Here is an 18,071-nt window from a genome sequence, read left to right on the forward strand (position 1 = left end):
AAGAATGTTTCGAACCGTCCTTTTCGTCGCTTCCATCGTCATGGCCGGGAGCGCGATGGCGCAGCCATGGGAAACCAGGCTTTCCGACGACTTCGAGGGGCGGGATTTTGCGCCTGAGGGCGGGCTCTACTATCGCGAGAACTTCGAGCAGACCGCCGGCACGGTGGAGTTTCAGAACGAGGTCAAGCATAACGGTAATGGCGCGCTCAAGCTGAGCGTCGTTCCGACCTGTCCCGATTCGCTCGACGGTTGCAGCGAGCGGGCCGAGATCTGGGAAAAGACGGCGCTGCGCGTGCCTTACGACCAGGGCGTCTGGTATGGTTTCGCGGTCAAGTTTGCCGACCCGATCCCGAATGAGGACCATCGTTATCTGATCGCCCAGTGGAAGCGCGAGATCGATCCGGGTGCCGAGGGCGATTTCAGCCCGTTCCTTGCCTTGAGGCTCGAGGCCGGCAAACTTTTCGCCACTGTGGAAACGAACTATATCGCGCCGCTCTGGGCCGGTCCTGAGGGGAAGCCGGCGAGCTGCAAACCGGGCGAGATCCCCGTATGGGGGCGGCCGGGCGTCAACCAGATGCGCATGCTGGTCGCCGCAGACAGCAACTGGGAGCTGATCGACGGCAGTCTCTTCAATGCATGCACCGATGCGATCAAGGTGACGAACCACGGCAATCCGTTGCCCGACCCGAAGTCCGGCTGGATCGATTTCGCGATCTACACGCTGCCGGGAGCCAATGGCACGGGTCGCATCGAACTCTTCGCCAACGACAAGCCGATCATCACGGTGACGGGCCATATCGGTCACGACGACAAGGGGCTCGGCAAGAACCAGTACTTCAAGTTCGGCCCCTACCGGGCGGCCGATAAAACCGACTGGACACTGTTTTACGACGACTTCCGACGCTCGGCTAATTGCGCCGACGTGTTGAAGGGCGGTGCCTGCCCTTCGTTCTAACCATCTGAAGATGCAGGTGGGTATAGCCTCGTCTGCAACCGGGTGTGCTGGACAGCCCTTGGAAGCTGCGCTAGTCTTTTTTTAGAGGCGGCGGATAAAAAGCAATGAGGGAAGCGTGCTGCTATGACATCTGGGGCGGACCTGCTTCGAGTTGAAGGTCTGCGGATCACATTCTCGGTGCTCGGCGGCGAAGTTCAAGCCGTCAATAACGCGAATTTCAGAATTTTGCCCGGCAAGGTGACGGCGCTCGTCGGCGAGTCCGGATCGGGGAAATCCGCAATCAGCCAGGCGGTGATGGGCATCTTGCCCAACGTCGCCAAGGTTGGTGGCAAAATTTTGTTCAACGACCCGACGACGGCGGCAAAGCCGATCGACCTGCTCTCGCTGGAGCGGGAAGGGGAAGAGATCCGCAGCCTGCGCGGCACGCGCATCAGCAAGATCTTCCAGGAGCCGATGACATCGCTGTCGCCGCTCCACACGATCGGAAACCAGATTTCCGAAGTGCTGAAGATCCACACCGACGCGGAAAAGGCGGAACGTCGGGCGCGAACGGAAGAGCTGCTCGGCTATGTGGGCTTTGCCAATCCGAAGCGCGCCTACGACATGTATCCGTTCGAGCTTTCCGGCGGCATGCGGCAACGCGCGATGATTGCCATGGCATTGATCTGCCGGCCGGCGCTTTTGATCGCCGACGAGCCGACGACAGCGCTCGACGTGACCGTTCAGGCGCAGATCCTGAAACTCCTGCGCGAGCTTCAGGTCAAGCTCAACATGGCCATGCTGCTGATCACCCATGACCTTGGCGTCGTCGCCAACATGGCCGACGAGGTTGTGGTGATCTATCACGGCCAGATCGTCGAGGCGGGTCCGGTCGAGGCGATCTTCCGCAACCCGCAGCATCCCTATCTCAAGGGCCTGATGGCCGCGGTTCCGCATTTCGACATGAAGCCCGGCGAGCGGCTGAAGGCACTGCGCGAAGTGCCGGTCAAGGCCGGAACGCTGCTCGGGACCTCGGCCGCCGACCGGCGCACCGGTCCCGACGTGCTTTTGTCCGTCCGCAATGTCTCGAAGACCTATGGAACGCGCAAATCGTCCTGGTTCGGCGGTGGCGAAGATACGCTGCATCGCGCCGTCGACGATGTCAGCTTCGACATCCGCCGTGGCGAGTGCCTCGGCCTCGTCGGGGAAAGCGGCTGCGGCAAGACCACCGTCAGCAAGATCCTGATGCGGGCCGTCACGCCCGACCAGGGCTCGGTGATCTTCGACAATGGCGAGGGGCCGGTCGATGTGCTGAAAGTGCAGGGCGACGACCTTAAGGCCATGCGGTCCAAGATCCAGATGGTCTTCCAGGATCCGGTCTCCTCGCTCTCGCCGCGCATGACGGTCAAGAACATCCTCAGCGAGCCGCTCGAGATCCACGGGCGCGGAACGGGCAAATCGCGCGAAGAAACGGTGCGTTCGCTGCTGCAGGCCGTCGGTCTCGACCAGCGCTTCATCAACCGGTACCCGCATTCCTTCTCGGGCGGTCAACGCCAGCGCATCGGGATCGCGCGGGCTCTCGCGCTGGTGCCGGAGCTGCTGATCTGCGACGAGCCGGTTTCCGCGCTCGACGTCTCCGTCCAGGCGCAGATCCTCAACCTGCTGAAGGACCTGCAGAAGGAGCTGGGCCTGACCTGCCTGTTCATCTCGCACAATCTGGCTGTCGTCGACTATATGGCCGACCGCATCGCCGTGATGTGCGCCGGGCGTATCGTCGAGCTGGCGCCACGCGAAGTGCTGATGCGCAATCCAGTTCATCCTTATACCAAGTCGCTGCTCGCGGCGGTTCCTTATCCGGATCTCGACCGGCCGCTGGATTTCGAACTGCTGAAGGACAGCGAAGGTTCGGACATGCGGCGCTGGGGACCGCAGTTCCGGGACGATGATGCCGGCGACGCGCTGATCCCCGCGGATCTCGGTGGTGACCACATCGTGCTGGCGCGCCGATCCGTGGATGCAAGGGAGTTGCGGCCATGATCACCCGCCGAACTGTACTGGCATTGCTTGCGACCGTGGCTCTGCCGACGCGGCTCTTTGCAGCTGCAGGCGAGCCCGCATTCTGGGAAAAGCAGATTGCCGACGGCAAGCTGCCGCCGCTTGCCGAGCGCCTGCCGAAGACGCCGCGTGTCATCAACGTCGCGGCCATGGGGCGCCAGCCCGGCAAGTACGGCGGCGAGGTGCGGATGCTGATCGGCAGCGCCAAGGACATCCGCCTGATGACGATCTACGGCTATGCCCGTCTGGTCGGCTTCGACGAAGCGCTGAAGATCGAAGCGGACGTTCTCGAAAGCTTCGAAACGGTCGAGGACCGCATCTTCACCTTCCACATCCGTGAAGGCCACAAGTGGTCCGACGGCACGCCGCTGACGTCGGAGGATTTCCGCTATTGCTGGGACGACGTTCTCAATAACGAGAAGCTGAGCCCGGCCGGGCTGCCGACGGCGCTGGTCATGGATGGCGAGGCCGCCAAGTTCGAGATCATCGACGAACGCACGGTGCGCTATTCCTGGTCGACACCCAATCCTGACTTCCTGCAGAAGCTCGCCGGCGCCCAGCCGATGGTGGTGGTGATGCCGTCGACCTACCTGAAACAGTTCCATGAGAAATATCAGGAAGAAGACAAGCTCAAGGCCCTGATGAAGGAGGAGCGGGTCAAGAAATGGAGCCAGCTGCACATGCGCATGGCCCGTTCCTACCGCCCGGAAAACCCGGACCTGCCGACGCTGGACCCCTGGCGCAACACGACGCCGCTTCCGGCCGAACAATTCGTCTTCGAGCGCAATCCCTACTATCATCGCGTCGACGAGAACGGCCTGCAGTTACCCTATATCGACAAGTTCGTGCTCAGCGTCAGCTCGTCTGCGCTAATCCCGGCCAAGACCGGCACCGGCGAAAGCGACCTGCAGGCGACCGGTATCGACTTCGTCGACTACACCTTCCTCAAGGATTCCGAGAAGCGCTATCCGGCGAAAGTGCTGCTGTGGAAGAAGACGCAGGGCTCGCGCCTGGCGCTGCTTCCCAACCTCAACTGCTCGGATGCGGTCTGGCGGGCACTGCTGCAGGATGTGCGCGTTCGCCGCGCCCTGTCGCTTGCCATCGACCGCACCGAAATCAACAAGGCGGTGTTCTACGGGCTGACGAAGGAGAGCGCCGACACGGTGCTGCCCGAGAGCCCGCTCTTCCGGCCCGAGTTCGCCAATGCCTGGGTCGCCCACGATCCGGAACAGGCCAATGCGCTGCTCGACGAAGCGGGCCTGACCAAGAAGGACAGCGACGGCATCCGCATTCTCTCCGACGGCCGCGCGGCGCAGATCGTCGTGGAAACGGCCGGGGAAAGCACACTCGAGACGGACGTGCTGCAGCTCATCACCGACTACTGGCAGAAGGTCGGGATATCGCTCTTCATCCGGACCTCGCAACGCGACACGTTCCGCAGCCGCGCCGTCGGTGGCGAGATCATCATGTCGATGTGGTTCGGCATAGACAACGGCGTGCCGACGGCCAGCATGAACCCCGGCCAGCTTGCGCCGACCGCGGACGACCAGCTGCAATGGCCGGTCTGGGGGCTGAATTATCTTTCCCACGGCGAAATGGGCCAGGCCCCGGACCTTCCGGCAGCCGTGGAACTGACGGAACTGCTGAAGCGCTGGCGGCATTCGGCCGAAGACGCCGAGCGGACGGAGATTTGGAGCCGGATGCTCTCGATCTACACCGACCAGGTGTTCTCGATCGGCATCGTCAACGCCTCGCTCCAGCCGATCCTCGTGGCAAAGAAGCTGAGGAACGTGCCCGACACTGCGCTCTACGGCTTCGACCCCACGTGCTATTTCGGTGTCTACAAACCCGACACCTTCTGGATCGAACAGGAAGCCTGACATGCTGCGATATATTCTCTGGCGTATCGCGGCGATGGCTCCGACCCTCCTCATCATTTCCGCTCTTGTCTTCACCATCATCGAACTGCCGCCAGGAGATTACTTCGAGAGCTATGTCGCCGAGATCAAGGCGCAGGGCGAAGGCGTGGACATGGAGCAGATCGAGGCGCTCAGGAAGGAGTACGGCTTCGATCAGCCGCCGGTCCTGCGCTACGTCTATTGGCTCGGCGGCATGCTGCAGGGCGATTTCGGCTATTCGTTCGAGTACGAGCTTCCGGTGAGCGCCGTCGTCGGCGACCGCCTTTGGCTGACGATCCTCGTCTCCTTCGTCACCATCATCTTCACCTGGCTGATCGCTTTCCCGATCGGCATCTACTCGGCGACCCATCAGTATAGCTGGGGAGACTACGGCCTGTCGCTGATGGGCCTGATCGGCATCGCCATCCCCAACTTCATGCTGGCGCTGATCCTGATGTATTTCGCCAATATCTGGTTCGGGATTTCCATCGGCCATTTGATGGACCAGAAGTATCTCGCTGAACCTATGAGTTGGGAAAAGGCGAAATCGATCCTCGAACACATCTGGATACCGGTCATCATCGTTGGCGCGGCGGGAACCGCCGGCATGATCCGGCGCCTGAGGGCCAACCTGCTTGACGAGTTGCAGAAGCAGTATGTGGTGACGGCACGCGCCAAGGGCCTTTCGCCGATGCGCACGCTGGTGAAATATCCGCTGCGCATGGCGCTGAACTTCTTCATCTCGGATATAGGTTCGATCCTGCCGGCGATCATCTCCGGCGCGGAAATCACCGCGATCGTGCTTTCGCTCGAGACCACCGGCCCGATGTTGATCAAGGCGTTGCAGAGCCAGGACATGTATCTTGCCGGGTCTTTCTTGATGTTCCTGGCCTTCCTGACGGTGATCGGCGTGTTGATCTCCGACATCGCGCTCGCCATTCTTGATCCTCGAATTCGGCTGCAAGGCAGGAGCACCAAGTGACGTCATTTCTTCCGGCGCCCGGCGAGCCCATGCCGCACTACGTATCTACGGCTCCGTTCGATCCCTATTCCGTCGAGGCGATGACGGACGAGCAGGTGCGCGTCAACCAGGCTTCGCAGCTGCGGCTGATGTGGTGGAAATTCCGCCGTCACAAGCTGGCGCTTGCGTCCGGCGTTTTTCTCGTCGTGCTCTACCTGATGATCGTCGTCTGCGAGTTTCTGGCGCCCTATAACCTGCATACCCGGAATATGGACTATATCTATGCGCCGCCGCAGGCGGTGCATCTCTTCCATGAGGGCAAGTTCGTCGGTCCCTTCGTCTACGGCCGCACGATGACGCTGGACATGGATACGCTGAAGCGCAACTACGCCGACGATACCAACGATGTGCAGCCCCTTCGCTTCTTCTGCCGCGGCGACGGCTATCGCTTCTGGGGGCTGTTTGAAAGCAACGTGCATTTCGTCTGCCCGGCAACGGGCGGCGAGGCCTTCTTCCTCGGAACGGACCGCCTCGGGCGCGACGTGCTGTCGCGCATCATCTATGGCGCGCGGATTTCGCTGACGATCGGCCTTCTCGGCATTACCGTCAGCTTCGTGCTGGGCATCGTCATCGGCGGCCTTGCAGGCTACCACGGCGGCGTCTTCGACCTCATCGTCCAGCGTGTCATCGAGGTGCTGCAATCGATCCCGAGTATCCCGCTCTGGCTGTCGCTGGCGGCGATCATGCCGGCGACCTGGAGTCCGATCTTCATCTATCTGGCGATCACGATCATCCTCGGCCTGCTCGATTGGACCGGGCTTGCGCGCGCTGTCCGCTCGAAGCTGCTGGCCTTGCGCGAAGAAGACTATGTGCTTGCGGCCCAGCTTATGGGTGCAAGGAGCAGCCGCATCATCGGCCGGCACCTCGTGCCCGGTTTCATGTCGCATCTGATCGCCACCGCGACCATCTCTATTCCCGGCATGATCCTCGGGGAAACGGCGCTCAGCTTCCTTGGCCTCGGTCTCAGGCCGCCGATCACCAGCTGGGGCATTCTGCTGACGGAGGCGAAAAGCGTCAGCGTCATTGCCTTCTATCCCTGGCTCCTATTTCCCACAATTCCGGTCATTCTTGTGATTTTGGCGTTCAACTTCTTGGGAGATGGGTTGCGTGACGCGGCGGATCCCTACAAATGAAGCCCGGTTTGACGCAGCCATACGGCCCGCGTGAAACGGTTCATCGTACCCTGAGTGAAAGGTTTCTTGCATGATGCGGCGTTTTGAAGATGCCCGGATCCTCATGTATAGCCATGACACGTTCGGGCTCGGACACCTCAGGCGCTGCCGCACGATCGCGCATTCGCTGGTGGAAGACTATCGCGGCTTGAACATCCTGATCATTTCCGGGGCGACGATTGCCGGCGCGTTCGACTATCGCGCGCGCGTGGATTTCGTGAAGATCCCGAGCGTGATCAAGCTGCATAATGGCGACTACACCTCGCTCGACCGCCATATCGAACTCGATGAAACGCTGAAGATGCGCCAGGCGATCATTCGCCATACGGCAGAGACCTTCAAGCCGGACATCTTCATCGTCGACAAGGAGCCGATGGGCCTGCGCGGCGAGGTCGAGGAAACGCTGACCTATCTGAAGGCGCACGGCACGACGCTCGTCCTCGGCCTGCGTGAGGTCATGGATGCGCCGCACCTGCTCGAGGCAGAGTGGAAGCGGCGCGATACCATGCGCAAGATCGAGCAGTACTACGACACGATCTGGGTCTACGGCCCGCCTGATTTCTACGACCCCCTGACCGAACTTGACGTGCCGCCCGCGGTGCGCGAGCGCATGAACTTCGTCGGTTTTCTGCAGCGCAGCGTCCCGCGCGAGGAATTGCCGGGTCATAAGCCTCAGGGCGACTACATCCTCGTCACCACCGGCGGCGGCGGAGATGGGGCGGACCTGATCCACGACGTCATCCACGCCTATCAGCAGGATCCGGAGCTCACGCACAAGGCGCTGATCGTGCTAGGGCCCTATATGCCGGTCAAGAAGCGCGAGAAGCTGATCCGCAAGGGCAGCAAGATCCCCTATATCAAGATCATCGAGTTCGACAATCGCATGGAAGAGCTCATTGCCGGCGCCAAGGGCGTCGTCGCCATGGGCGGCTACAACACCTATTGCGAAATCCTCTCCTTCGACAAGCCGGCGCTGATCGTGCCGCGCATCCAGCCGCGCGAGGAGCAATTGATCCGCGCGCGCCGGGCTGCCGAGCTGGGGCTGGTCGAGATGCTCCTGCCGGACGAGGCGGAGGATCCGTTGCGGCTGGCGGCGGCGCTGAGGGCGCTGCCTTATCGTGAGCCACCGTCGAAAAGCAGCGCCAACGACCTGCGGCTGGAAGGCCTCGTGCACATCTCCGAGATCGTCGGCAGATGGCTCGATCGGCCGTCGAGCGACCACCTGAACATCGTGAAGAAATCGAGCTGAAGCATTGCCGACAGACCGCAAGATTGCAGTCGTGCTGAAGGGCTACCCGCGTCTTTCGGAAACATTCATCGCCCAGGAACTGCTTGGCCTCGAGCGCGCCGGGATCGAACTCGTCCTGATCTCGCTTCGGCGTCCGACGGACGGCAAGCGCCACCCGGTGCATGACGAAATCCGCGCCGACGTCCACTATCTGCCGGAATATCTGCATGAGGAGCCGCTAAGGGTTCTGCGCGGGCTCGTGCGCTGTCTGCCGAAACCCGGATTCTGGCGCGTCCTGGGTCTGTTCCTCAAGGACCTGCCGCGCGATTTCAGCCGCAACCGCTTTCGCCGGCTCGGCCAGGCGCTGGTGCTCGCCTCCGAATGGCCTGGACAGCCGCGCTGGCTGCACGCGCACTTCATCCATACCCCTGCTTCGGTGACGGCCTATGCCAGCGTGATCGCTGGCACGCCCTGGACCTGTTCGGCGCATGCAAAGGACATCTGGACCTCGCCCGACTGGGAACTGTCCGAAAAGCTCGGCCTTGCGCGCTGGACCGTGACCTGCACACGCATGGGGTACGAGCATCTCCGCAGCCTTGCCAGCGACAAATCGAGAGTACATCTGAGCTATCATGGCCTCGACCTCGACCGCTTCCCGCATTTCGACGGCACGCATTCCAATCGCACCGGTTCCGATCCGGCCGATCCCGTCCGCATCGTCAGCGTCGGCCGTGCCGTTGGAAAAAAGGGCTACGACGTGTTGCTGAAGGCGCTGGCCAAGCTGCCGGCAGAGCTTCATTGGCGGTTCGAGCATATCGGCGCCGGCGAACTGACCGGCCAATTGAAGACGCTCGCCACGGAGCTCGGCGTCTCCGACCGTATTGTCTGGAAGGGCGCGCTCGACCAGACCGATGTGCTTGCGCACTATCGGGCAAGCGACATCTTTGCGCTCGCCTGCCGGATCACCGCGGACGGCGATCGGGACGGGTTGCCGAACGTGCTTGTCGAAGCATCGAGCCAGCGGCTGGCCTGCGTCTCGACGGCGATATCCGGCGTTCCGGAACTCCTCGAGGACGGCGAAAACGGCCGTGTCGTTCCGTCGGAGGATCCGCAGGCACTTGCGGCCGCGCTTGAGGAACTGATCCGCAATCCGGCACTTCGCCACAGGTTCGGCGATGCGGCCGAGCGGAAGGTTCGCGGCCAGTTCGACCACCACACCAGCATCGAACAACTCGCCGGCCTGTTCGCCAGCGAATGGAGAGCCGCCTGATGTCCGCACGTCGCGTCTTCTTCTACGTACAGCACCTGCTCGGCATCGGTCACCTGGCGCGGGCAAGCCGGATCGCGAGCGCCTTGGCGGCCAAAGGCTATGACGTGACCGTCGTGACGGGCGGCAGCCCGGTGCCGGGGTTCCCCGCAAACGATGTGAAACACGTGGCCCTGCCGCCGGTGCTGGCTGGCGACAAGGGGTTTAGCGGACTTGCCGATGGCGAGGGAAACCCGGTCAGCGAGGCTTTCAAGCAAGAGCGCCGCGACCTGCTGATCGAGGCATTTCTTGCCTGCAAGCCTGACATCGTCATCTTCGAAGCCTTCCCCTTTGGCCGCCGCCAGATGCGTTTCGAGTTGATGCCGCTGCTGGAGGTGATCGAGAAGCAGGAGCCGCGGCCCCTCGTTGCCGCATCGCTGCGCGATATCCTGCAGGAGCGGACGAAGCCCGGGCGCGCCGAAGAAACCCTCGACGTTGTCAGGGCGCATTTCGACCTCGTGCTCGTGCATGGCGATCCTGCCTTTGCGCGGCTAGAGGAGACCTATCCGTATACGGCGGAGATCGAAGACAAGATCGTCTATACCGGTCTTGTCGCCGGCCATGCCCCTGAACCTCCGGCTGAAAGGTTCGACGTGCTTGTTTCGGCTGGCGGCGGCGCGGTCGGCAAGGAGCTGATCGGCGCGGCACTACAGGCGGCCGGGCTGCTTGCGGGCGACCTGAAATGGTGCCTGATCACCGGGCCGAACCTGCCGCAGGACGACTATGATGGCTTTGCCGCCGCAGCGCCCGCAAACGTGCATCTGTTCCGCTTCCGCAAGGATTTTGCGAGCCTTCTGTCGGGTGCGCGGCTCTCGGTTTCCCAGGCCGGCTACAACACCGTCTGCGATATCTTCCGTGCCGGCTGTGCGTCGCTGCTCATTCCCTTCGTCGCCGGCGGCGAGACCGAGCAGTCGACGCGCGCCGAAAGGCTCGAAAAGCTCGGCCTTGCCGGCGTTCTGCCAGAAGCGGACGTGACACCGGAGAGGCTGGCCCGCGACGTCGAGACGATGCTGGCGCGGCCAAGGCCGGAGATCCCACCACTCGACCTGAACGGCGCCGCTAGAACGGCGGAGATACTGGGGCTTCAGACGGTCCGCTAGCTGTAGTCGGTGGTGCCCATCGGTCTCCGCTGAAGGCCGCCCTTGAGCGGAACCACCGAAATAGAAAAGTCGCTCGGCAAACCAATGGTCGGGCGGCCATTCGACTATCTGCCAGTATGTACGGAGCCTGGATATTTTCCTCGCGTTCTGCGTGTCCCGGCTGGCTGTCTCCGGAATGGTATGTTAGTGAAATCAATAATACTGATTCTGAATATACGCAGTGCATTTCCACCGAACGATAACCTGGGTTCCTGTGTGCACTAAACTCAAGGTCTTGCCAGGACTGGGTCATACTCTTGGCGAAGAGTTTCCCGTACGGCTTTCCTGCCTTGTCTACCTCTCCAACATCCGCCGGCCTCTCGCGCACGGCATCGCCTGTGCGCTGCAGCGGCGCTGGCTGGCGAGCGTAGAGGCAGCGGGGCACCCGCGATGAACGGCGGCCGCAGAGCAATGCAAGGGGATTTCGGCGCGTCGAGCGCGTAAGGCAGGAGGGGCAGTTGAGAAATCTGATCGCGCTGTTGATCTCAGTGACCTTGGCATTGGGGGCCGGGGAGGTAATGCTGCGCATGTTCACGCCGTTTCCGATCGGAACGCAGTCGCACCGAAGCATCGACGAAAAGTATGGCTATCGTCTCGATCCTACCCTTTCCGGCGTTGACGAGGACGGCTTCCGCGACCCGGCAGGCGCACGGCAGGGCTTTCAAGTCGCCGCAATCGGCGACTCGATGACCTATGGCAACAACGTCGAAAGCGGTCAGACCTGGCCGGCCGTCTTCCAGGCCATCACCGGCGAACACACCTACAATTTTGGTGTCGGAAGTTACGGCATCTACACCTACCACGCGATCGTCCACGACGCGCTGGCAAATGGAGCCAAAGGCGCGATCGTCGCCATTTTCCCAGGCAACGACTTCGCGATCGTTTTTTCGGCATGCGATATCATGAACGCGCGTTCCGACTTCTGGCTTGCAGAGCAGGCGCGGCTTCACCTGCAGGCACTCTTCAGTCTGACCGGAAGCCATACGCAATGCACCAAGGCGCGATCGGCGAGCATCAAGACGAAGCTGTTCGAGAACGTCGCGCTTCTGAGCGCTTATCAATATGCGATAAAGGACCGTGTGACGAGCTTGTATGCGCGCTTCCTTGGCACGGGCAGCGATGAAGCGTCCGAATATTACCGGTTCCCGGACGGGATCCCACCGGTGTCGAGGCGCTATGTGGATGATGCCGGTCGCATGAGCGATTTGGCCTCGTCCGAGACAGCGGCGATGTTTGCGGACTTTGAACGTTTTGCGGCCGACTGGGCCGCGCAGGGACGGGGACGGGTAGGACTGTTGCTGATTCCGTCCAAGGAACGTGTGGTTTTCGAACACCTTCGGCGCGGTGGCCAGCTGGCGGTTGCCGATCCCGCCTTCATCCGCAGTGTCGAGCGTCAGATCGCACTCGAGGACAAAATTCGGGAGGTCGCCGGCCGGCTTGATCTGCCGTATCGTAGTGCGGTGGATGCAACGACCGACGCCTTGCGGGATGCGATCCTGGCCGGGCAGCGCTTTTATCCTGATAACGACGGACATCCGTTTGAGGCAGGCTACAAGGCGTTCGCGGGAACCGCGTCGTCGCTCTGGAACGAGATGAAAACAAGGGTCGCCGAGACGCATGACTGAACGTCGGGGGGCGGCGGTACCCGTGGAGGCCGAAGACAGACAACGGTGCCGGAGCGCACGGGTGCTGTCCCGGCAAACAAGTGCGATCTCGATCGGTTCAGACCGTGCCGATCAGCATGAAGCGGGTGTATTTTTTGGTCGGCAGCGCGCCGGCGAACTCGACGGTCGTCAGTGCCGCCTGCTTGGCGAATTCCTCGACCGAGGCCACGCAGTTGATATGCGTCGGCTCGCTGAAATAGTCGTTGGACTGGAGCAGCACCCGCGTACCGGCCGGAATGCGATCGAGCCATGCCTTGAGGTCTGCGATATGCTCGCAGCTCGTATTGATCACCACGTCTGCCGCGAGCGCCGCGTAGTCGATCGCATACATGTCCGCCGTCACGGCGTGAAACTTGTCCGGAAAGGCCGCGTTCAGCGTCCGCGCCACTGCTTCGACGTCCGGATCGATGTCGAAGCTGTCGACTGCGGCCACATCGAAGCGCTGGTCTTCTAGCAGCATGGCGCCGAGAATGCCGTACCAGCCGCCGAGGATGGCGATCTTGCCGTAGGAGGGGCCGGCCACCTCAAAGAGCGTATCGCGCGCCCAGACCTTGCAGGCAACCTGCTTGTGGTTGAAGGCATTGGCGATGTGGGCGTCGGGATGTTTGGCGATCACCCGGCCGATCCCTTCGATCAGCGGACTGCGCGTATAGGCGGCGATGCCACGCGCGAGATCGAAGGCATGCTCGTACCAATCGCTGGTTTGGCAGGGGGGATGGCTGGTTTGTTTCATGCGGTCGTTGTAAGCTGCGCATCGAGCGAGTGCAATAACGGCGTGTGCTTTCGGGAGCGTCGACCTCTGCCGGTTGACTTCAAGGCCGCCTGTTGGAAACCGCGTCCATTGCAGATTTCCCTCGCACCTGCATAATCGATCAACCGGATTCGGCGCCGGGCGGAATATGCAGGCGTCCCTTCAGGAGCGTGCCTTAGGGTACCCGTCCGGAGGTGTCGCCGAAGAGTGATGCGTGCTGGGGACATATGGCAACCCGGCCCGCCAGCAGCAGTCGTGTTCAATAAGGTCCTATCGCCAGTAACATGGAACCACGCCTTTCCCGCTATATCTGGACCCACACGCGCAAGGACCAGCTTTGGATCCTGGTTGTCGTCGCGCTGTCGATGATCCCTTACTTCCTGTCGTTCGATCTGCCGAAGCAGATCGTCAACGGGCCGATCCAGGGCGATGGCTTCGACAGCCCGGAGGCCACCCAGGCCTTCCTGCCGATATCCTTCGACCTGCCGTATTTGGGCACGTTCAACGTCTTTGACGGCTTCCAGCTCGGCCGCGAAGGTATGCTGCTCGCCCTCAGCTTGGTGTTCCTGGCGCTGGTGGTGGTCAACGGCCTCTTCAAATTCTACATCAACACGTTCAAGGGCCGGCTCGGCGAGCGGCTCTTGCGCCGCATCCGTTTCGAACTCGTCGACCGGGTCCTGCGTTTTCCGCCCAGCCATTTCAAGCGGGTGAAGCCCGCCGAAATCGCGACGATGATCAAGGACGAGGTCGAGCCGCTCGGTGGTTTCACCGGTGATGCCTTCGTCTCGCCCGCCTTGCTCGGCGGCCAGGCCTTGACGGCGCTCGTGTTCATCCTGCTGCAGAGCTTCTGGCTCGGGCTGATCGCAACGCTGATCGTCGCGGTTCAGGCGGTCATCATTCCGCGCATGCGCAAGCGGCTGCTCGTGCTTGGGCGCGAGCGGCAGTTGACGGCGCGCGAGCTTTCCGGCCGCGTCAGCGAAATCGTCGACGGCATCGGCGCGATCCGTGGCCACGATACGTCGAACTACGAGCGCGCCGACATCGCGGCGCGGCTCGGCCGGATCTTCAAGATCCGCTACGACCTCTACCAGTGGAAATTCCTCGTCAAGTTCATCAACAACTTCCTCGCGCAGGTCACGCCTTTCCTGTTTTACGCGATCGGCGGCTATTTCGCCCTGCAGGGCCGCCTCGACATCGGCCAGCTCGTTGCCGTCATCGGCGCCTACAAGGACCTGCCGGGTCCGCTGAAGGAACTGATCGACTGGGACCAGGCCCGTCAGGACGTCCAGGTGAAATATGCGCAGGTGGTCGAGCAGTTCAGCGTCGACACGCTGCTCGATCCCAAGGTCCAGGCGGTGGCAACCACCGCTGCCGTGCCGCTCGCAGGCCCGCTTGCCGCCGTCAATCTGACGGTGATCGACGATGGCGGCTCGACGCTGCTTGACCACGTCTCGCTGCAGGTCCAGCCCGGCGAGAAGGTGGCGCTGATGGGGGGTGGCGAAGTGCTCGCCGAGGCCTTCGGCCGGCTCGTCTGGCCGGCAAGCGGCAAGGTGCTCGTCGGGGGCCAGGACATCTTGGAGCTGCCGGAATCGGTGACCGGCCGACGGATTGCCTACGCCTCGTCCGACGTCTACGTCTTCCAGGGCAGCCTCGGTGACAACATCCTTTACGGGCTGAAGCATGCGCCGCTCACGGACGAGATCTATGAGGGCGAGCGTGCGACGCACCGCAAGTGGGAGGTGACCGAAGCCCGGCTGGCCGGAAACCCGTATCTCGACGTCAACAGCGACTGGATCGACTATGGATCCGCCGGGGCGAACGGGCCGGACGATCTGCTCGTGCAGATCCGGCCGGTTCTCGACGCGGTGCTTTTGACCAACGACGTCATGGCGCTGGCCGTGCGCTCGACCATCGATCCCCACGAGCATGCGGAGTTCGCCGCAGGCATCGTCGAGATGCGCAGCGCGCTCCGGCAGCGTCTCGAAAAGGAAAAGCTCAGCGACCTCGTCGTGTTCTTCGAGCCCGGGACCTACAATGTCGAGGCGACGATCGGCGAAAACATGCTCTTCGGCACCATCACCGATCAGGTGATGTGGGCAGATGCGCTGGAGAACCATCCGTTCTTCAAGACGATCCTGCAGCGGGTCGGCCTGCGCGACACCTTTTATGAGATGGGCATCGAGATCGCCGAGAACGTCGTCGAACTGTTCCGCGACCTGCCGCCGGATCACCCGTTCTTCCAGCAGTTGACCTTCATGACCGCCGAGGAAATCCCGGTCTATGAGGCCATCCTCCAGAAGGTACGCACGAAGGGCAAGGGCGAGGTCTCCGAGGACGACCAGATCAAGGTGATCAGGCTGTGCTTCGATTACATCGAGCCGCGGCACCGTTTCGGTCTTTTGACCGATGAGGTCATGGCGAAGATCGTCGCCGCCCGGCGCGAGTTCGACGAAGGCCTGCCGGCGGATCTCGCCGGGATGATCGAGCACTACCGCCCGAACCGATTCATCGCGTCCGGCAGCATTATCGACAACGTGCTCTTTGGACGTATCGGTCACAAACACGCCGACGGCTCGGAGAAAATCCGCGCGATCGTTCGTGATCTCTTCGAGGCGGGCGGTCTCTACAACGAAGTGCTTGCTTTCGGCTTCGACTTCAATGTCGGCGCCGGCGGCAAGCGGCTGACGGCCGCGCAGCGGCAGAAGCTCGACCTTGCGCGCGCGCTGATCCGCAATTGCGATTACTACATCTTCAATCAACCGCTCCTGGCGCTCGACCAGCGCGTCCAGGAACAGGTCGTCCGCAACGTCTTTGCGATGCTCGATCAGGGCGGGCGCGATCCGGCGGTCATCTGGGTTCTCGCCAATCCGGCGCTGGCGGACCTCTTCGATCGCGTCGCCCGGTTCGAAAACGGGCGCCTACTGCACGACGCCAATGTGGATGAACGACCTGACTACAAGGAAATGGCATCTTGATGTAATATTAATGTCAGGGCACGAGCATATGGTCCCGCCGCGATGCGGGAGGCAAGTTGCCCCCGACGGGAACTCGGAGACACGGATTGTGATGTTGCTCAAAGATGAAGTCGAAATGCTGCGCCGAATAACCCTGTTCTCGGGATTGCCGCCGGCAAAGCTGAAACTTCTGGCCTTCACGTCCGACAGGGTCATGTACAGCGCTGGCGAAGCGCTGTTCTATCAGGGTGACATCGGCGACGCGGCCTATGTCATTCTTTCCGGCAAGGCGGAGGTGCTCATCAATACGGCGGGTGGGCCTTTCAAGATCGCCGAAGTCGAGCAGAATTCGATCGTCGGCGAAATCGCCATTCTCTGCAACACGCCACGCACCGCGACGGTGCGCACCAGCACGCCGCTCGAGGCCCTGCGCATCCGCAAGGACGATTTCCTCAAGCTTCTGGCCGATTTCCCCGAGATGGCGGTGGAAATCATGCGCGTTCTCGCCGACCGCCTCGCGCAAACGACGGCGGAGCTCAGCGAGGCCCGCGGCTCGATGGAGCCGGTGGACGCCTGACGGCGGCACCTCTCTTGTACGGGCGAACCTTCACGAAAATGCAGGCGGCGATGTGCCGGGGCAGCCATTCGCCTCGGTCATATGAGCCCTTCGCAAAATCCATTCCGCTTCGTCCGGATATGGGTTAGAGAAACGCTATGCGTTCGATCACCTATTTCCACAAGACCGTTCAGTTTCCCGACAAGCCGGAAAAGAAGCGCTTTTTCGCGCGGCTGCAGAACGGCGACTGGGAGCCTTGCACGTTCCAGAACATCGCGCGCCTGGTCGACGCCAAGACGACTTTCATCGACATCGGCGGCTGGATCGGCGTGACGCCCTATTGGGCGGCGCAGATTGCCGACAACGTCATCACGGTCGAGCCCGATCCTGTCTGTTTCGGCATCCTCAAGGAAATGCAGCCGGAGAATTGCGGCGAAGTGCGGGTCATCAATGCCGCGCTATCGGAGGATGACGTTCTCGTGCTGCATTCCGTCGGTGGCGGTTTCGGAAGCTCCGAAACATCGGCCCTGATCGCCGACGACGACGGCGAGGCGATACGTGCGCGCACCGTGACGATCGCAGCCCTTCAGGACATGGCGCGGACCGAAAGGCTCTGTTTCAAGATCGACATCGAAGGTTACGAGTATCGCGCGCTGGACCAGTTCCGCACGATCGATCGGATGCGGACGGCCGGCGTGCTGCTGGCGGTTCATCCGCAGATCCTGTTTGCGTCGCTGACGGGCTCCAGGCTGTCGCGCGTCCTTCGCACCATGACCGCCACTATCGGATTGATCCGTAGCCTGAAGGGCTTCCGCCTCGACAATCCCTCGGCAATCTGGACGGCGCTACGCAAATCGATCGCGCGCCGGGAGTTTCGCGGTTTCGACCTGCTGTTCGTGGCGCGCGAGGGTAGCCGCTAAGGAGCCTTTGGCGGCTCAAGTCCTTTCATGCATGAGGACAAGGACGGTAATGTCCGGGCATCCGCCGAGAACCGAAACGATCCTCGGTTCGGTTAACCATGCCCCCGCTTAAAGTTAACTCTTCGTTTCAAAATGTTACTTCCGGTGGTATAGGTTCGCTGCTGCTATTTCCTGGTTTTGGTTGTGGCGCGTCGCGGAGGGCGGTTGCATGTCCTGGTTATACGTTGCCGGTGTCGCCTATGGCCTGACGGCGTTTTTTCTCGTGGGGATGACCTACCTTGAAGGATTGCAGGCGCATGCACCTTGGAACATGTACCGCGTGGCCGGGCTTCTGGTCTGCGTTTTCTGGCCGATTCTGTTTCTGTATCTGATGCTCAGGATGGCATCGAAAAGACGAATTCCGGAGCGCTGACGGCAAGGGCCAGCGGCGCTTATCCTCAACGCGGCGCCTGAACGGCGGTATTTACCATACA

Annotated in this window: 14 protein-coding genes; 13 read left to right on the top strand and 1 reads right to left on the bottom strand. The window is 61.8% G+C overall.

Annotated features, from left to right (window positions below):
- Positions 1-4: 4 nt before the first annotated feature.
- The 9 genes from ASD63_RS29800 (at position 5) to ASD63_RS29840 (ending at position 12,378) form a co-directional block, all read left to right on the top strand.
- A complete protein-coding gene (locus tag ASD63_RS29800; protein ID WP_060530246.1) occupies positions 5-955 on the top strand; it encodes a polysaccharide lyase in 951 nt (316 codons plus the stop codon).
- Positions 956-1,078: 123 nt separating this feature from the next.
- A complete protein-coding gene (locus ASD63_RS29805) occupies positions 1,079-2,971 on the top strand; it encodes an ABC transporter ATP-binding protein (protein ID WP_060530247.1) in 1,893 nt (630 codons plus the stop codon).
- On the top strand, positions 2,968-4,869 hold the full coding sequence (locus ASD63_RS29810; protein WP_060530248.1) for an ABC transporter substrate-binding protein: 1,902 nt from the start codon (positions 2,968-2,970) through the stop codon (positions 4,867-4,869). Before ASD63_RS29805 ends, ASD63_RS29810 begins: the two co-directional genes overlap by 4 nt.
- Before the next feature lies 1 nt (position 4,870).
- Complete coding sequence (locus tag ASD63_RS29815) at positions 4,871-5,869, top strand: ABC transporter permease (RefSeq protein ID WP_034799190.1); 999 nt, start codon at positions 4,871-4,873, stop codon at positions 5,867-5,869.
- Positions 5,866-7,041: an ABC transporter permease gene (locus tag ASD63_RS29820; protein ID WP_090426408.1), complete on the top strand. Its 1,176-nt coding sequence runs from the start codon at positions 5,866-5,868 to the stop codon at positions 7,039-7,041. The genes ASD63_RS29815 and ASD63_RS29820 overlap by 4 nt, the downstream gene beginning before the upstream one ends.
- A 70-nt stretch (positions 7,042-7,111) precedes the next feature.
- Complete coding sequence (locus tag ASD63_RS29825; protein WP_060530249.1) at positions 7,112-8,329, top strand: glycosyltransferase family protein; 1,218 nt, start codon at positions 7,112-7,114, stop codon at positions 8,327-8,329.
- Between the two features lie 4 nt (positions 8,330-8,333).
- On the top strand, positions 8,334-9,578 hold the full coding sequence (locus ASD63_RS29830) for a glycosyltransferase family 4 protein (RefSeq protein ID WP_034799194.1): 1,245 nt from the start codon (positions 8,334-8,336) through the stop codon (positions 9,576-9,578).
- Positions 9,578-10,714, top strand: coding sequence for a glycosyltransferase (locus tag ASD63_RS29835; RefSeq protein WP_177235716.1), 1,137 nt, complete (start codon positions 9,578-9,580; stop codon positions 10,712-10,714). Before ASD63_RS29830 ends, ASD63_RS29835 begins: the two co-directional genes overlap by 1 nt.
- A gap of 497 nt (positions 10,715-11,211) precedes the next feature.
- Positions 11,212-12,378: a hypothetical protein gene (locus ASD63_RS29840; RefSeq protein WP_060530250.1), complete on the top strand. Its 1,167-nt coding sequence runs from the start codon at positions 11,212-11,214 to the stop codon at positions 12,376-12,378.
- Positions 12,379-12,475: 97 nt separating this feature from the next.
- On the opposite strand, the gene ASD63_RS29845 is transcribed toward ASD63_RS29840, so the two are convergent.
- Positions 12,476-13,150, bottom strand: coding sequence for a class I SAM-dependent methyltransferase (locus tag ASD63_RS29845; RefSeq protein ID WP_060521771.1), 675 nt, complete (start codon positions 13,148-13,150; stop codon positions 12,476-12,478).
- A gap of 302 nt (positions 13,151-13,452) precedes the next feature.
- On the opposite strand from ASD63_RS29845, the gene ASD63_RS29850 reads away from it, so the two are divergent.
- From ASD63_RS29850 to ASD63_RS29865, 4 genes are all read left to right on the top strand, one after another.
- A complete protein-coding gene (locus ASD63_RS29850) occupies positions 13,453-16,143 on the top strand; it encodes an ABC transporter transmembrane domain-containing protein (RefSeq protein ID WP_034799202.1) in 2,691 nt (896 codons plus the stop codon).
- Positions 16,144-16,234: 91 nt separating this feature from the next.
- The gene (locus tag ASD63_RS29855) at positions 16,235-16,699 is read left to right on the top strand and encodes a Crp/Fnr family transcriptional regulator (protein ID WP_034799203.1); all 465 of its coding nucleotides are present in this window, start codon (positions 16,235-16,237) and stop codon (positions 16,697-16,699) included.
- Positions 16,700-16,836: 137 nt separating this feature from the next.
- Positions 16,837-17,598: an FkbM family methyltransferase gene (locus tag ASD63_RS29860; protein ID WP_034799205.1), complete on the top strand. Its 762-nt coding sequence runs from the start codon at positions 16,837-16,839 to the stop codon at positions 17,596-17,598.
- A gap of 208 nt (positions 17,599-17,806) precedes the next feature.
- Positions 17,807-18,010, top strand: a complete 204-nt coding sequence (locus tag ASD63_RS29865; RefSeq protein ID WP_034799207.1) for a hypothetical protein — start codon at positions 17,807-17,809, stop codon at positions 18,008-18,010.
- The last annotated feature ends 61 nt before the right edge of the window (positions 18,011-18,071 follow it).

This window comes from Ensifer sp. Root558 (assembly GCF_001427045.1).
Lineage (GTDB): Bacteria > Pseudomonadota > Alphaproteobacteria > Rhizobiales > Rhizobiaceae > Ensifer > Ensifer adhaerens.

Coding starts and splice junctions, on each gene's coding strand:
- ASD63_RS29800 (WP_060530246.1), top strand. CDS start 5: ATGTTTCGAACCGTCCTTTTCGTCGCTTCCATCGTCATGGCCGGGAGC.
- ASD63_RS29805 (WP_060530247.1), top strand. CDS start 1,079: ATGACATCTGGGGCGGACCTGCTTCGAGTTGAAGGTCTGCGGATCACA.
- ASD63_RS29810 (WP_060530248.1), top strand. CDS start 2,968: ATGATCACCCGCCGAACTGTACTGGCATTGCTTGCGACCGTGGCTCTG.
- ASD63_RS29815 (WP_034799190.1), top strand. CDS start 4,871: ATGCTGCGATATATTCTCTGGCGTATCGCGGCGATGGCTCCGACCCTC.
- ASD63_RS29825 (WP_060530249.1), top strand. CDS start 7,112: ATGATGCGGCGTTTTGAAGATGCCCGGATCCTCATGTATAGCCATGAC.
- ASD63_RS29835 (WP_177235716.1), top strand. CDS start 9,578: ATGTCCGCACGTCGCGTCTTCTTCTACGTACAGCACCTGCTCGGCATC.
- ASD63_RS29845 (WP_060521771.1), bottom strand. CDS start 13,150: ATGAAACAAACCAGCCATCCCCCCTGCCAAACCAGCGATTGGTACGAG.
- ASD63_RS29850 (WP_034799202.1), top strand. CDS start 13,453: ATGGAACCACGCCTTTCCCGCTATATCTGGACCCACACGCGCAAGGAC.
- ASD63_RS29855 (WP_034799203.1), top strand. CDS start 16,235: ATGTTGCTCAAAGATGAAGTCGAAATGCTGCGCCGAATAACCCTGTTC.
- ASD63_RS29860 (WP_034799205.1), top strand. CDS start 16,837: ATGCGTTCGATCACCTATTTCCACAAGACCGTTCAGTTTCCCGACAAG.
- ASD63_RS29865 (WP_034799207.1), top strand. CDS start 17,807: ATGTCCTGGTTATACGTTGCCGGTGTCGCCTATGGCCTGACGGCGTTT.